This is a genomic window from Stenotrophomonas sp. YJH_SMC_106-19 (assembly GCF_059368375.1).
The window spans coordinates 292,188-306,330 of record NZ_JCAFRQ010000002.1; the positions used below are offsets into that span (position 1 = coordinate 292,188).

Sequence of the window (14,143 nt, forward strand, 5' to 3'; positions counted from 1 at the left end):
TCCGGGCAGGTGATACGCCGAGCATAGAACCGCCCGCGGTGCCGTGCCCGCTGCAATGCGTCAGGTCAGGGGGCCACCACCGGCCCGCCGCAGGCGACGCGGTGCATCGGAAAATCCATGGCCTGTGCCGGATCGTCCTGTGCGATCTCGATACGTGCGTGCAGGCGCTGCCCAGTGATGCGGCGATAGGTGATCCGTTGCGGGAAATCATTGGCCGGATTCTCGAAGACGACCTCGTCGGCCTCCACCCGGACGGCACTGAAATCAGTAGCGTTGCGGCCGGAGGGCAGCGCGGTGAACACCAGCCGCCCATCGTCGTGCTGGCGCAGCTGCATGAACTCGAAACCCACGGTGCGCCCGTCGCGCAGGCTGCGGCTGCTGCCGAACATCGTTCCGCCGGCCACGGTGGACCACTGCTCACCGGCTCCAGGTGGCTGCCCGTCCAGCTGCCAGCAGCCGGAGAGCCAGCCGAGCTGTTCAATGTCTGCGGTTGCAGCGGCGTGCGCATGGGCGGCGAAAAGCAGCAGAGGCAACACGGCGCGGGCGATCCGGTTCGACATCGTGGGCTCCATGCGCGGGACGGTGGCCCCTGTATAGCGCCGCGCAGCGCCGGCGGCCAGCGCCGCACACAATGACGCCGAATTCGATACGATCTGCAGGTTCCTCCCCCTTCTGCTTGCCCTGGAGTCCGACATGGTGGATCGCCTCGCCGTCCTGCTTGAGCGTTTCGCGGTCACTGCGTCGGTCTTCCACGCCGGTGCACTGTGCGGCATCAACAGCCTGGAGGGGGAGGACGAAGCCGGCCAGCTGCATCTGGTACGGCGTGGACCGGTGCAGGTCAGCCATGGACAACAGACCGTGCAGGTCGAGGTGCCCAGCCTGCTGCTGTACCCGAGGCCGATGCCCCACCGTTTCCAGACCGACCCGCACCTCGGCGCCGACATGGCCTGCGCCAACCTGCATTTCGAAGGCGGCCGGCTCAATCCGATCAGTGCCGCATTGCCTGATTTCATCTGCCTGCCACTGGCGGACCTGCACGGCAGCGATGCGGTGCTGGAAATGCTGTTCGAGGAGGCGTTCGAGCAGCGTTGTGGCCGTGCGGCAATGGTCAATCGTCTGTTCGAGGTGGTGATGATCCAGGTGCTGCGGCAGCTGATGGAAGGCGGTGAGATGCGCGGCGGTCTGTTTGCTGGCCTCGGTCATCCGCGCCTGCGTCTGGCATTGGTCGCGATGCACGAGGCGCCGTCGCAGGCATGGACGCTGGAAGACCTCGCCGACGTCGCAGGAATGTCGCGCAGCGTATTCGCGGCGAGCTTCCGTGAGGCGATGGGCACCACCCCCGGCCAGTACCTGCAGGGCTGGCGCGTAGGCCTGGCGCAGCAGGCCCTGCGGCAGGGCCGACCGCTGAAAAGGATTGCCGACGAGGTGGGCTACGGCAGTGAAGCGGCGCTTTCGCGTGCGTTCAAGGCGCACACCGGGCAATCGCCCCGGCAGTGGCGGGGGCAGGTGCGGACCTCGGCAGCCTGAGCGTTCAGCCCAGCGCCAGGCGGGCCAGCTTCATGCCCACGAACAGGCCGGCCAGTCCCAGTGCGATCGATCCCCCTGCATACAGCGCGGCCAGTCCGTGCTGCCCCCGTTGCAGCAGCAGGCCGATCTCCAGCGAATAGGTGGAGAAGGTGGTGTAGCCCCCCAGGATGCCCGTGGTCAGCAGCAGCCGCAGCTGCGGCGATGCGCCGTTGCGCAGGGCGAAGGCCTCGACGACCGCCCCCATCAGCAGGGCGCCGCTGATGTTGACCAGGAAGGTGGACCAGGGCCATGGACTGCCGACGGCGAACCGCGTGCCGATCAGGTTGCAGGCATGGCGCAGGCAGGCGCCGGCGCCGCCTCCCAGGAAGACCAGGACGTAATTGTTCAGTGCTTGCATGGCGGGCCTCGAGTACGTGTTCGCAGATGCGGGGGCGAACGCGATGGCGGGCACGGCCTGCCATCGACGAACGCCCGGTTCGTCACAGCAGGAGCCATCAGCCATGCCTGGCGGTTATCGGGGGAGCCCCATCCCCATCGGTCCCCATGCTACCAGCGCCGACCCGGTCAGGGCAGGGAGGTCATCACCACGCGGGCCACCCTGCTGCGGCTGACGCCATCCATCAACAGTTCGAATGCCAGCAGATCCAGTGCCGCGTGGCGCCGGTGGTCGATCTCCAGGCCCTTCTCGGCGACCAGCACGCTCACCAGTTCATAGGCATCCTGCCAGACATCCAGGTGCGCTTCGCTGGGCATGTAATAGCTGGTGCGTTCGCCGACGCCCCGCCCATGGATGCCGTACAGCAGTTCGCGTGCATCCAGCTTGGCTGCGTCGGCGATCCGGAACAGCTGTTCGGCCTTCACATGTGAGGGGCTGACGTGGTCGTTGAGCCAGTTGCTGATGGTCGCCGTCGTTGAAGCGGCGGCGCGGGCCAGATCGGCCGGGCGTGGGTGCCCGGCTTTCTTCATGGCAATGGCGAGTCGTTGGCCGAGAGTATTCATCTATGCAAGCCAGCTTAACGCGTGGAAGCGAAAGAATCCTTGCCGCAAGAATAAGTCTGGTTAACGACAGGACCGACCATGACCGATTTCTGGAGCAAACGGCAGGTGCGCGCGCGCCTGGGATTCCAGACCGACGCCGAGCTGGCGCAGTTCTTTGGCATAACGCGATCCGCTGTGTCGCAATGGCCCCAGGAAGCGCCCATTCCACCATTGCGACAGTTCATCCTCCACCAGCGCCATCCCGACCTGTTCCCTTGGGCTGAGGCCTCTGAAGACGAATCAAGCTAGGTTGCGTCTGCAAATGTCGTATTTAGCACGCTTTGCGGTATGTGTTAAGCATGCTTATCAATATAGGGAAAATTGATCGAAACCCGCGTTGCGATTGATCGCGCCACGAAGCTGCCTTGGCGGCGGAGGCACCACGGCGTCGGGATCGGCCCCTTCTTTTGCCTGTGCCGATCACAGACCGTTATGTGAACGATTAATAATTTCAATCGAAAAAGTCGCCGCATGTAATTGACCTGTCGTGAAATCTGTGACTAATTGAGGTCAACCGGTCGTGAAGCCCGGGAGTCTTTCAGCACGCAAGTGAGTCGGTAGACCGTCAACGATGCAGGACAAGTCCAACGGAGGTCGTATGGAATACGGCATGCATGGCTTGGCTGAACGGGTACGCCGCGAACTGGAAGCCAGCTATCACAAACACGGATGCGGCCCTGCCTTCTGGGACACGTACCAGCAGGTGCTGGACCGCCTGGTCCCGCAGGGGACCGAGCGCACGGAAGTGACCAATGAAATGGCGCTGATCATCGAGCAGCTCGGAATCGTACGGCGTGCCCAGCTGGTGCCTCCGCACGCCAACGGGTCGCGCTGATTCAGAGCAGGTGCCAGGCGCCAGCGCTCAGCAGCACCAGCAGCAACGATGCCAGAACCACGGTCCGCGGTCGCCACCCGCGCCGCGGCTGCCCTGCCATCGTCTGCGGGCTGCAGTAGCGGATCAGTCCCGGACCGAAACCGGCGCGGGACTGTTGCTGCTCGCAGGCATCCAGGCAGGCGCCGCAGGCCAGACAGTCGGCCTGCGGGCCCTGGCGGATGTCGAGCTGCATCGGGCAGGCGTGGAGACAGGCCGCGCAATCGGTGCAGTCGCCGAGGCGGTCGGCGCTGAAGGTCGGCATGGGGCCGGCCAGCCATGGGTGCGCGGCGCGGAACACGTAGTCCTGCGCGGAGGTCGGATCGAGCAGGCCGCGACCGCGGCCGATCACGCCGCCAAGGCCAGCGGGCCGGGGCCCGCGGGGTTCGCCGCGGCGCGCGTCATACAGCATCCGGGGGGTCTGGGGGTCGACTAGCAATGGCTGCGCGCGCGCGAAGGGGCACAGCGAACGGCAGACCTGCTCCCGCAGGAAACCGGCGTTGCCCCATGTGGCTGCCGCGTAGAACAGCACCCAGAAGGTTTCCCAGCCACTCCAGCCGCCCTGGACACTGACGGTGACGAGGCCGGTGATCGGGGTGAACAATCCCACGAAGGTGATGCCGGTCCATAGCGACAGCAGTATCCATGCAGCCTGCGTGGCAGGACGCGCCAGGGCGCGTGGCAGGCGTTGGGCAAGGAAGCTGTCGATCAGGCTGAAGGCGTAGCTCCACACCGTCTGCGGGCAGGCATGGCCACACCAGATGCGGCCGGCGAGGTGGGTCAACAGCGCCAGTGCCATCGCCAGCGCCAGCAGCAGGCCCAGCAGCAGGCCAACGTCGTCGGGCCACAGGGTCCAGCCGAACAGGTCGAAGCGACGTGCGTCCAGGTCCAGCAGCAGCGCCTGGCGGCCGTCCCAGCGCAACCAGGGCAGCCCAAGGAAGCCAACCAGCACACCGAGCCGCAGTGCGCCACGCCATCGCCACGGTGGGGAAGGGGGCCGTAGTGCGTTCATCCCAGAGGCAGCTCATCGTCTGCGTCTGCCGGCATCGGCCGCAGCAGATATCCGGTGATCGCGCTGGACAGCGCCGTCACCGCCCAGAACATGAAGAAGCCGACCGTGTAGCCGAGTTCGCGACTGATCGCCGTGCCCGGAAAACTGATGGCCTGAAGGCGCAACGGGTCGACGAAAGCGAAGAACACCACGCTGGCCAGCCCGGCGGCGATGAAACTGGGCCAGAGGATGGCGCCCCAATGCTGGATCAGGCGCTGACGCGGGGACGAAGTGGGTGTATTCATGCGGTCGCGGGTCGGGAAGGGGCGGCGCGTATACTCCGCCATGGCTGGCGCAGCATCCGCAGGGCATGTTTCCTGCAGGCATGTCAGCCTAGGCGCGCCCACGCGCGCCGACATTGATCTGGATCAACGGCGGTGCCGGCCGGCTGGCGCACTCTGCCGGCAATCGCCTGGTGCCTCTGATGAACGCTACGCCATCACTCGTCCCTCCTGTCGCCTCGCCCGCGCTGTGTACCGAAGAGGACGTGACCCGTCTGGTCCACGACTTCTATGCACGCGTGCGTGAGGAGGAGCGTCTGGGCCCCGTGTTCGACGCGCATGTGCACGATTGGCCCGGGCATCTGGCGCAACTGGTGGATTTCTGGTCCGCAATGCTCAGGGGAACGCGTCGCTTCAAGGGATCGCCCATGTCCAAGCACATGGCCATCGCCCTGGACAAGGACCTGTTCGACCGCTGGCTCGCGCTGTTCCGGCGCACCACCGCCGAATGCGGCAATCCACCGATGCAGGCGCTGGCCGATGATGTGGCCGCGCGCATTGCGGAAACGTTCTGGCGCCGGTACCAGATGCTGCGCTGGCCGCAGGTGGCGCTGCCGGTGCTGGGCGTTCCTGCGCGGGATTGATCTGGGTCAAGGCGGCACTGACTGTCCGGCGCGATGCTGGCGGCATGGACACGTTCTCTCCCGCTGCCGGCGGCCTGGCCTGGACCTTCGACCCCGATCTGCTGCGCCGGCATGACCGGCCCGGACCGCGCTACACCTCGTATCCGACCGCTCCGCACTTCCACGATGGTTTCGGCGCGCCCGCACTGCGCCAGGCGATCGCGGACAGCGACGTGCTGGCACGCGCGCTGTCGCTGTACGTGCATGTCCCGTTCTGCGCCAGCCCGTGCTTCTACTGCGGCTGCAACCGTGTGATCACCCGTGATCGAAGCCGTGGCCACAGCTATGTCTCACGGGTCCTGGCCGAGGCCGATCTGCTGGCGCCGCAGTTCCAGAAGGGCCGTGAGGTGATCCAGCTGCACCTGGGGGGCGGAACGCCGAATTTCCTGGATGCCGAGGCAATGACCACGCTGATCGACGGCCTTCGCCGGCGTTTTGACTTCAGCTGCTCGGCCGAGCGCGATTTCTCGATCGAGCTTGATCCACGCTTCATCGAAACGCGTGACGTGGCGATGCTGGCACGGCTGGGCTTCAATCGCGCCAGCCTGGGCGTGCAGGACTTCGATCCCTCGGTCCAGGCGTCGATCAACCGTGTGCAGGGTGTGCAGCAGACCCTGGACATCCTGCATGCCTGTCGTGACAGCGGCATGCGCTCGGTCAACGTGGATCTCATCTACGGGCTGCCGGGACAAAGCCAGGAAGGATTCGGCCGCACCCTCGAGCAGGTGCTGGCGCTGCGGCCGGACCGACTGGCGGTGTATGGCTACGCGCACCTTCCGCATCTGTTCCGCGCGCAGCGGCAGATAGACGAGCGCGCGCTGCCCTCGCCGGAGGACAAGCTTGCGCTGCTGGGACTTGCCGTGCAGCAGCTGTCCGCAGCGGGCTACCAGTACATCGGCATGGATCATTTCGCGCTGCCGGAAGAGGATCTTTCGCGCGCCCAGCGCGCTGGCCAGCTGCATCGCAACTTCATGGGCTACACCACCCATGCCGATACCGACCTGCTGGGCCTCGGCGTCAGCGCGATCAGTCATATCGGTGCGACCTACAGCCAGAACCCACGCGACCTGCCGTCCTGGGAGAGTGCGGTCGATCAGGGCCAGCTGCCGGTCTGGCGTGGCGTGGCGCTCAGCGCCGACGATCAGCTGCGCGCAGACCTGATCCAGCAGCTGATGTGCCAGGGAGAGGTCGACGGACGCGCGCTCGGCGATCGCCACGGCATCGTGTTCGACGACTACTTCGCCGAGGACCTGTGCGCCGTTCGACGGCTGCAGGACGATGGCCTGGTCGAGTATCGCGATGGCGTGGTCCGTGCCAGCGAACGCGGCCGGCCGCTTCTGCGCCTGCTGGCGATGTGCTTCGATCCCCATCTGCGTGCAGCGCACGAGCAGCCGCGCTATTCGCGCGCGATCTGAAGTGGTTGGGAGGTTCACGCCACTGCGTGTCGCAAACAGCCCGAAAGCCCTGGTGCCCGGAGCCGGAATCGAACCGGCATGACCTTGCGGTCGGCGGATTTTAAGTCCGATGCGTCTACCAGTTTCGCCATCCGGGCCTGCAGTGCGGCGCCGATTGTAGCCTAGCGGGGGCTCCAGCACCGGCGGCCGGGCATCGCACGGCGCGCTTAACTGTAGCGCCCATTCATGCCATAGTCCCGACCATCGTTCCCAGGGGGGGAGCCACCTGATGTCGCTCTACGCGATCGCCTACGTCAGCGATGCCCGCGCCGATCTGCGGACATCCGATCTTGACCGCCTGCTGGCCGATGCCACGGCGTTCAATCGCGTGGCTGGCGTCACCGGGGTGCTGATGTTCGACGGTACACGCTTCCTGCAGTATCTCGAAGGTCCGCAGGATGGTATCGATTCGGTGTTCCCGCGCATCCTCAATGCCCGCAGCCATACCCAGCTGAAGGTGCTGTGCCGGGCGCCCGTGCCGCAGCGGGCGTTCCCCCGCTGGAACATGGGGACGCGACGCATCGAGGCGGAGCTGCTGGCACAGATCGTCGGTGAGGCGTGGCCGGGGTTGACGCTGGGCAGCGTGGGGTTCGAGCACCTGCTGCAGGCCTGGACCGGGGCCGATGGCGAGCTGGAGCCTGCCGCGGTCGCACTGGGCTCCTGACCTTGGCGACAAGGTCCTGACACCGTTACGCTGTAGCCCTCTTGCGAAGACTTCCCGGAGTGGGCAGCGAATGAGCGTGATGGCCGAAGCGGCGGCAGTGGGCGATCCGCCGCTGCCGGCATGGCGGGTGCATTGATGAGCGTGCCGGTGTCGGCGGCGGAAGCGCCCCGGTTCGCGGTGATCGGCCTGGGTTACGTGGGCCTGCCACTGGCCGTGGCATTCGGCCGGGAACAGCCGACGCTCGGCTTCGACATCGATCCCGAACGCATCGCCGAGCTGCGCGCGGGCCAGGACCACACGCTGGAGGTGGAGGCCGGGGAACTCGCCGCTGCACGCCAGCTGGAGTACAGCAGCGACCCTGCGCGGCTGGACGAGTGCAACGTGTACATCGTCACCGTGCCGACGCCCATCGATGCCTACGAGCAGCCCGATCTGGAACCCCTGCGCTCGGCGACGCGGTTGATCGCCAGCCATCTGCGCGCCGGCGATCTGGTGATCTACGAGTCCACGGTCTATCCCGGCACGACCGAGGAAGTCTGCGTGCCCTTGCTGGAGCAGGGTTCGGGCCTGCGATTCAACGAAGATTTCTACTGCGGCTACAGTCCGGAGCGGGTCAGCCCGGGGGACCGCCAGCGCCGTCTGGCGGACATCCGCAAGATCACGTCGGGTTCGACACCGGAGGTGGCGTCGGTGGTCGATGCGCTGTACCACCGCATCATCGACGCAGGTACCTTCCCGGCGCCATCGATGCGCGTGGCCGAAGCGGCCAAGGTGGTGGAGAACATCCAGCGCGACGTCAACATCGCCCTGGTCAACGAGCTGGCGCTGATTTTCGACCGTCTCGGCATCGATACCCAGGACGTGCTGGACGCCGCGGGCAGCAAGTGGAATTTCCTGCCGTTCCGTCCCGGTCTGGTCGGTGGCCACTGCATCGGCGTGGATCCCTACTACCTGCTGCACAAGTCGGAAAGTGTGGGTTACCACCCGGACCTCATCCACACCGCGCGGCAGGTCAACAACCGTGTCGGCGAGCACGTGGCCATGCGAGTCCTGGCCATGTTGGCCGAGCGCGGGCGGACCGCGGCCCAGGCGCGCGTGCTGGTGCTGGGCGTCACCTTCAAGGAAGACTGCCCCGATCTGCGCAACAGTCGTGCGCTGGAGCTGGCGCAGCGCCTGGCAGACGCAGGCGCCCAGGTCGATGTCAGCGATCCATGGGTGGGCCCGGCGGCCTTGGCCGATGCCGGTGTGCGGTGGCTGGCCGAGCCGAAGGCCGGCTGTTACGACGCGGTCGTATTGGCAGTGGCGCATGCCAGTTTCAAGGCGATGGATGAAGCCCGCATCCGCGGCCTGCTGGCGCCCGGCGGCCTGGTGTATGACGTGAAATCGGCCTGGCCGCGCAGCGTGGTCGACGATCGCCTGTAGGCGTTGATGATGGCGGGCGCGGTAGACTCGGCTGCAGTTGCAACCAAGGAACGCCATGCACCGGTATATCGTCTACCTGCTCGCCATCCTGATGTTCCCGGTCTGCCTGTGGCTGGCCACGATATGGCCTGCCTGGTACTGGGGCGTCGGTCTGACCGCCGCGATGGTGGCGCTGGGGACCTGGGATCTGCTGCAGAAGCGCAGCACCCTGCGCCGCAACTATCCGGTCATGGCGCACTTCAGATACGGGCTGGAATCGATCGGCCCGGAGATCCGCCAGTATTTCGTGCAGAGTGATCTGGAAGACGTGCCCTTCTCGCGCCAGCAGCGTGCACTGATCTACCAGCGTGCCAAGAACGAGATGGATACGGTGCCGTTCGGCACGCTGCGTAGTGCATATGCGGTGGACTACGAATGGATCAACCATTCGCTGGCACCGACCACCATCGCCCGGCACGATTTCCGTGTGCTGATCGGCGCAGGCTGCGCCAAGCCCTATTCGGCCAGTGTGTTCAACATCTCGGCGATGAGCTTCGGCTCGCTGTCGGCCAACGCGATCCGCGCGCTCAATGAAGGCGCGCGCCGTGGCGGCTTCTATCACGATACGGGCGAAGGCTCGATCTCGCCGTACCACCGTGAGATGGGCGGCGATCTGGTCTGGGAAATCGGTTCGGGCTACTTCGGTTGCCGCGACGAGAAGGGCGGTTTCAGCGAAGAGCGGTTCGTCGCCAACGCCACCCATGACCAGGTGAAGATGATCGAGATCAAGCTGTCCCAGGGGGCCAAGCCCGGTCATGGCGGCGTATTGCCCGCGCCGAAGGTGACGGCCGAGATCTCCGTGACCCGTGGCGTGCCGATGGGGGTGGACTGTGTATCTCCGTCGCGGCACTCGGCGTTTTCCACGCCGGTCGAACTGCTGCAGTTCGTCGCCCGCCTGCGCGAACTGTCCGGTGGCAAACCGGTCGGCTTCAAGCTGGCCATCGGCCATCCCTGGGAGTGGTTCGGCATCGCCAAGGCGATGCAGGAGACCGGCCTGTTGCCGGACTTCATCGTTGTCGATGGCGCCGAGGGCGGCACGGGCGCGGCACCGGCCGAGTTCGTTGATCATGTGGGCGTGCCGATGCACGAGGCGCTGCTGCTGGTCCACAACACCCTGGTCGGGCTGGACCTGCGCGAGCGCATCCGCATCGGTGCGGCCGGCAAGATCACCAGCGCATTCGACATTGCCCGGACCATCGCGCTCGGCGCGGACTGGTGCAATGCCGGTCGTGGCTTCATGTTCGCACTGGGGTGCATCCAGTCGTTGAGCTGCCACACCGACAAGTGCCCGACCGGCATCGCCACGCAGGACCCGGCGCGCTGGAAGCACCTCGACGCGCCTGACAAGGCCACGCGCGTGCACAGCTACCACGAGCACACGCTGCATGCCCTGAAGGAGCTGTTGTGCGCGGCCGGCCTGAATGATCCGGCCGAACTGGGGCCGGAGCACATCCTGCGCCGCGTGTCGCCGGTGGAGATCCGCTCGCTGGCGACGCTGTATCGCTATCTGGAGCCGGGAGAACTGCTGCGGCGGGTGCCGGATCACGCGGTGTTCCATGCGTTCTGGGCAGACGCGCGCAGTGATTCATTCCAGCCGCCGGCCCGGATCCAGGCGCTGAGAGCCAGCAAGTCGCGGTGATGGGTTCCACACGGAGGTTGCATGCAGTTCAGGACCGGGACGATCGACGATGTCACGCCGCTGTGGGCCCTGCGCACGCGGTGCGTGCGCGAGACCTGCAGCAGTCACTATCCGCCGGAGGTGATCGCACCCTGGGCGGCGTCGCCGCCGCCGGCGCAGTATCCGCGGCTGTTGTCGCAGGGCGGCTGCGTGGTGGCCGAAGGCGGGCAGGGCGAGCTGCTCGGCTTTGGCGTGCTCGATATCGATGGCAATGAGGTGGATGCGCTGTTCGTCGATCCGGATCGTGGCGGACAGGGTATCGGCCAGGCGCTGATGCAGCGTCTGCTGGCGCTGGCCGATCCGGGGCGCGAGGTGGTGCTGTCGGCCTCGCTCAATGCCGTGTCCTTCTATCAGCGGCAGGGTTTCATCCGCGAACGCGAGGAAATCTATCCCCATCCCAGCGGGGTACCACTCGCCTCTGTACGCATGCGAAGGCCGTGGTGAGGCGCTGCTTCCGGTAGCGCCGAGCCCCGCCCGCTGCTACCACAGGCGATTCAGCGTGTGGCCAACCACTGGATCACGCCTTCGGCGGCGCGCAGGCCACTGGCATAGCAGGCCGTCAGCAGGTAGCCGCCGGTCGGCGCCTCCCAGTCCAGCATTTCGCCAGCGCAGAACACGCCGGGCAGGGCACGCAGCATCAGCCCTGCGTCGAGCGCGTCCAGCCTTACCCCTCCGGCCGTGCTGATCACCTCGGCCATCGGCCGCGGGCGCAGCAGTTTCAGCGGCAGGCGCTTGAGCGTCGCTGCGACCGCTGCAAGATCTTGGCCCGCATCCTTGCCGAGGTGCTCGAACACAAGTGCCGCTTTCACTGCGTCCACCCCGGCCTGGCGGCGCAGGTGTTCACCGAAGCTGCGGCCCTTGCGTGGACGCGACAGATCGGCCAGCAGGCGTGCTTCATCGCGACCCGGCGCCAGGTCCAGCCACAATGGCGCACAACCCTTGCGGTTGATGGTTTCGCGCAGGTCGGCCGCCAGCGCGTAGATCAGGCTGCCTTCGATGCCATAGTCGCTGGCGACGCATTCGCCCTGCAGTGACCGTGGTTGGCCTGTCAGGTCGATCCAGTGCGCCATCACTGGCTTCAAGGGGGCACCGGCATTGCGCTGGGCGAACAGGGGCGTCCAGTCAACGTCGAATCCGCAGTTGGCGGCCTGCAACGGTGCGATGTCCACGCCGCGTGCCTGCAGCGGTGCCACCCAGGCACCGTCGCTGCCGAGGTGCGGCCAACTGCCGCCGCCCAGCGCCAGCACGGTGGCATCAGCGTGCACGTCGAGGTGGCCGTCTTCGGTGTTGAAGCGCAGCGCGCCGTCGCTGGCCCATCCGCACCAGCGGTGATTCACGTGCAGGCGTACGCCCTGCTCCTTCAAGCGGCGCACCCAGCCGCGCAGCAGGGGCGCAGCCTTGCGATCGACCGGGAACACGCGGCCGGAACTGCCGACATAGGTCTCCACGCCAAGATCGGCGGCCCAGTCGCGCAGTGCCTGCGCGTCGAACCCGTCCAGCCAGCGGCCGACTTCACCGGCCTGCTCGCGGTAGCGGCTGTCGAACAGCGGGCGCGCATCGGAGTGGGTCAGGTTGAGCCCGCCCTTGCCGGCGATCAGGAACTTGCGACCGGGGGAACCCTTGGCTTCATAGAGATCCACGTCCAGGCCGGCAGCGCGCAGGCGCTCCGCGGCGAACAGCCCCGCGGGGCCGCCACCGACGACAGCCACGCGGCGCGGTGCATGTGGATCAGGGTTGGACATCGAGCAGCTCGACATCGAACACCAGCGAGGAGCCCGGCGGGATCGGGCCGGCGCGACGGCTGCCGTAGCCCAGGTCCGGGGGGATCATCAGGGTGCGCTTGCCGCCGACCTTCATGCCGGCCACGCCTTCATCCCAGCCGCGGATGACCTGGCCGGCACCGAGCACGAAGGTGAACGGCTGGCCGCGTCCGACCGAGCTGTCGAATGTCTTGCCATGCTTGCTCTCGGTGCGGTTGTCGTAGATCCAGCCGGTGTAGTGCACGGTGACCTTCCGTCCCGCCACCGCTTCGGCCCCGGTACCGGGCTGGGTGTCGATGCGCTCGAAGGTGGTCAGCGTGCCTCCCGGTGGTGGGCCGGACGGCTCCATCGAGCAGCCGGCAGCAGCAAGGGACAGCAACAGGGGAAGCAGCAGTCGGCGCATCGGGCATCTCCGTCGGGCGCAGGGCGAGGGCGGCAAGGGTAGCGCATCGGCGCCGGGTATCATGGCGCCATGGCCAAACTCCTGCTCAATCTGCGCAATGTCGGCGATGACGAATACGCCGACGTCTGCACACTCCTGGATCGCCACGGCATCGCCTGGTACCGCACCGAGCCCAGTCCCTGGGGCATTTCCAATGGCGGGCTGTGGCTCCGCGAGGACGGCGATCATGCGCGTGCCAAGGCATTGATGGCCGAGTACCAGGCCGAGCGCGCGCCACGCATCCGGGCCGAGCGTGAGCAGGCCCTGCGCGATGGCACGGCCGAGACCTTCGGCAGCCTGCTGCGGCGCCGGCCGCTGTATGTCGTGCTGGTACTGCTGGCGATGCTGGGCGCTGCTGCCCTGGTGCTGCTGCCGTTCATGCTGCTGCGGGGGTAGGGCGCTCCAGCCGCCGATCATCGACCCCGGGTCCTGACCCGGTGGCGGCCAGGCGCTAAAATACGCGGATGATCGCCAATACCGCCGCCTATCATTTCACTGCCATCGACGCCCCCGAGGTTCTGTGCGACCAACTGCTGGGGCGTGCCGAAGCGGCTGGGCTGCGCGGCACGATCCTGGTGGCGGGCGAGGGCCTGAATCTGTTCCTGGCGGGCGCCCCGGCCGCCATCGAGGGCTTCTACGCGGCACTGCGTGAGGATCCGCGTCTGGCCGGAATGCGGGTCAAGACCAGCTTCAGCGAGCATCAGCCCTTCGCGCGGCTCAAGGCCAGAGTGAAGCCGGAGATCATCAGTTTCCGCCGCGATGACGGCCAGCCGCTGGCCTATCCACGCGCGCCGGCGGTCGATCCGGCCACCGTACAGCGTTGGTTGCGGCAGGGCCACGACGATGCGGGAAAGCCGGTGGTGATGCTCGATACCCGCAATCTGCAGGAGGTGGAGTACGGCACGTTCAAGGACGCGCTGGTGCTGCCGATCCACAAGTTCACCGATCTGCCGGAGGCCCTGGCGCCGCACCGCGACGCATTGAAGGACAGCACCGTGGTCAGCTTCTGCACGGGTGGCATACGCTGCGAGAAGGCCGCACTGTGGATGCTCAATGACGGCATGGACAACGTCCTGCAGCTCGACGGCGGCATTCTCGGCTACTTCGAGGAGGTGGGCGGCGAGGGCTACGACGGGCGCTGTTTCGTGTTCGATGAACGGGTGGCGCTGGATGCGGAGCTCAGGCCGCTGGTGGATGAGCCGCTGCCGGAACCACGCCCCAGCGCCTTCTGAGCGGCTGTCCCGGGCGCCGGTCGTGCACGGCTGTCCGGTCCACCTGGGGAGCTGACCCGCC

The 14,143-nt window shown here is 66.8% G+C and carries 18 protein-coding genes, 1 tRNA gene and 1 riboswitch; of the genes, 11 read left to right on the plus strand and 8 right to left on the minus strand.

The annotated features are described in order from the left end of the window. Nucleotides 1-65: 65 nt before the first annotated feature. The gene (locus tag AC5P5M_RS08875; RefSeq protein ID WP_128989009.1) at nucleotides 66-560 is read right to left on the minus strand and encodes a DUF6265 family protein; all 495 of its coding nucleotides are present in this window, start codon (nucleotides 558-560) and stop codon (nucleotides 66-68) included. Between the two features lie 133 nt (nucleotides 561-693). On the opposite strand from AC5P5M_RS08875, the gene AC5P5M_RS08880 reads away from it, so the two are divergent. Next, on the plus strand, nucleotides 694-1,527 hold the full coding sequence (locus AC5P5M_RS08880; protein ID WP_065175878.1) for an AraC family transcriptional regulator: 834 nt from the start codon (nucleotides 694-696) through the stop codon (nucleotides 1,525-1,527). 4 nt (nucleotides 1,528-1,531) lie between these two features. Here AC5P5M_RS08880 and crcB read toward each other — a convergent pair whose 3' ends face one another. Both crcB and AC5P5M_RS08890 read right to left on the minus strand, forming a co-directional pair. After that, a complete protein-coding gene (gene crcB, locus AC5P5M_RS08885) occupies nucleotides 1,532-1,924 on the minus strand; it encodes a fluoride efflux transporter CrcB (RefSeq protein WP_053520303.1) in 393 nt (130 codons plus the stop codon). A gap of 81 nt (nucleotides 1,925-2,005) precedes the next feature. Then, a riboswitch (Fluoride riboswitch) is annotated at nucleotides 2,006-2,069 on the minus strand. 22 nt (nucleotides 2,070-2,091) lie between these two features. Continuing rightward, the gene (locus AC5P5M_RS08890; protein ID WP_053520302.1) at nucleotides 2,092-2,493 is read right to left on the minus strand and encodes a hypothetical protein; all 402 of its coding nucleotides are present in this window, start codon (nucleotides 2,491-2,493) and stop codon (nucleotides 2,092-2,094) included. Nucleotides 2,494-2,604: 111 nt separating this feature from the next. On the opposite strand from AC5P5M_RS08890, the gene AC5P5M_RS08895 reads away from it, so the two are divergent. After that, nucleotides 2,605-2,814, plus strand: coding sequence for a helix-turn-helix domain-containing protein (locus AC5P5M_RS08895; protein WP_065175879.1), 210 nt, complete (start codon nucleotides 2,605-2,607; stop codon nucleotides 2,812-2,814). A 349-nt stretch (nucleotides 2,815-3,163) separates the two neighbouring features. Further along, nucleotides 3,164-3,400 carry a hypothetical protein gene (locus tag AC5P5M_RS08900; RefSeq protein ID WP_019337197.1) on the plus strand — a complete coding sequence of 79 codons (237 nt, stop codon included), beginning with the start codon at nucleotides 3,164-3,166 and terminating at the stop codon, nucleotides 3,398-3,400. 1 nt (nucleotide 3,401) lies between these two features. On the opposite strand, the gene AC5P5M_RS08905 is transcribed toward AC5P5M_RS08900, so the two are convergent. Continuing rightward, entirely contained in the window at nucleotides 3,402-4,448 is a 1,047-nt protein-coding gene (locus tag AC5P5M_RS08905; protein ID WP_065175880.1) for a 4Fe-4S dicluster domain-containing protein, read from the minus strand. Then, nucleotides 4,445-4,732 carry a hypothetical protein gene (locus AC5P5M_RS08910; RefSeq protein ID WP_053520310.1) on the minus strand — a complete coding sequence of 96 codons (288 nt, stop codon included), beginning with the start codon at nucleotides 4,730-4,732 and terminating at the stop codon, nucleotides 4,445-4,447. Before AC5P5M_RS08910 ends, AC5P5M_RS08905 begins: the two co-directional genes overlap by 4 nt. A 179-nt stretch (nucleotides 4,733-4,911) precedes the next feature. Here AC5P5M_RS08910 and AC5P5M_RS08915 point away from each other — a divergent pair, with 179 nt between their 5' ends. After that, entirely contained in the window at nucleotides 4,912-5,352 is a 441-nt protein-coding gene (locus tag AC5P5M_RS08915; protein WP_065175929.1) for a group III truncated hemoglobin, read from the plus strand. 44 nt (nucleotides 5,353-5,396) lie between these two features. Then, nucleotides 5,397-6,806 (plus strand): oxygen-independent coproporphyrinogen III oxidase, encoded by a 1,410-nt coding sequence (gene hemN, locus AC5P5M_RS08920; RefSeq protein WP_495205775.1) that lies wholly within the window; start codon nucleotides 5,397-5,399, stop codon nucleotides 6,804-6,806. Between the two features lie 50 nt (nucleotides 6,807-6,856). On the opposite strand, the gene AC5P5M_RS08925 is transcribed toward hemN, so the two are convergent. Next, nucleotides 6,857-6,943 (minus strand) — tRNA-Leu (locus AC5P5M_RS08925). Between the two features lie 131 nt (nucleotides 6,944-7,074). Between AC5P5M_RS08925 and AC5P5M_RS08930 the strand changes: the two genes are divergently transcribed. From AC5P5M_RS08930 to AC5P5M_RS08945, 4 genes are all read left to right on the plus strand, one after another. Next, entirely contained in the window at nucleotides 7,075-7,509 is a 435-nt protein-coding gene (locus AC5P5M_RS08930) for a BLUF domain-containing protein (protein WP_065174913.1), read from the plus strand. Between the two features lie 135 nt (nucleotides 7,510-7,644). After that, nucleotides 7,645-8,931: a nucleotide sugar dehydrogenase gene (locus tag AC5P5M_RS08935; RefSeq protein WP_065174914.1), complete on the plus strand. Its 1,287-nt coding sequence runs from the start codon at nucleotides 7,645-7,647 to the stop codon at nucleotides 8,929-8,931. Nucleotides 8,932-8,986: 55 nt separating this feature from the next. Further along, nucleotides 8,987-10,609, plus strand: a complete 1,623-nt coding sequence (locus AC5P5M_RS08940; protein WP_053519800.1) for an FMN-binding glutamate synthase family protein — start codon at nucleotides 8,987-8,989, stop codon at nucleotides 10,607-10,609. A gap of 21 nt (nucleotides 10,610-10,630) precedes the next feature. Then, nucleotides 10,631-11,092: a GNAT family N-acetyltransferase gene (locus AC5P5M_RS08945; RefSeq protein WP_065174915.1), complete on the plus strand. Its 462-nt coding sequence runs from the start codon at nucleotides 10,631-10,633 to the stop codon at nucleotides 11,090-11,092. A 50-nt stretch (nucleotides 11,093-11,142) separates the two neighbouring features. On the opposite strand, the gene AC5P5M_RS08950 is transcribed toward AC5P5M_RS08945, so the two are convergent. Together AC5P5M_RS08950 and AC5P5M_RS08955 are read right to left on the minus strand one after the other, a co-directional pair. Continuing rightward, complete coding sequence (locus AC5P5M_RS08950; RefSeq protein WP_495205776.1) at nucleotides 11,143-12,390, minus strand: TIGR03862 family flavoprotein; 1,248 nt, start codon at nucleotides 12,388-12,390, stop codon at nucleotides 11,143-11,145. Continuing rightward, complete coding sequence (locus AC5P5M_RS08955) at nucleotides 12,377-12,811, minus strand: FKBP-type peptidyl-prolyl cis-trans isomerase (protein ID WP_053519803.1); 435 nt, start codon at nucleotides 12,809-12,811, stop codon at nucleotides 12,377-12,379. The genes AC5P5M_RS08950 and AC5P5M_RS08955 overlap by 14 nt, the downstream gene beginning before the upstream one ends. Nucleotides 12,812-12,880: 69 nt before the next feature. On the opposite strand from AC5P5M_RS08955, the gene AC5P5M_RS08960 reads away from it, so the two are divergent. Both AC5P5M_RS08960 and AC5P5M_RS08965 read left to right on the plus strand, forming a co-directional pair. Beyond that, nucleotides 12,881-13,246, plus strand: coding sequence for a DUF6164 family protein (locus AC5P5M_RS08960; protein ID WP_053519804.1), 366 nt, complete (start codon nucleotides 12,881-12,883; stop codon nucleotides 13,244-13,246). Between the two features lie 68 nt (nucleotides 13,247-13,314). Then, entirely contained in the window at nucleotides 13,315-14,082 is a 768-nt protein-coding gene (locus AC5P5M_RS08965; RefSeq protein ID WP_322523499.1) for a sulfurtransferase, read from the plus strand. Nucleotides 14,083-14,143 lie beyond the last annotated feature (61 nt).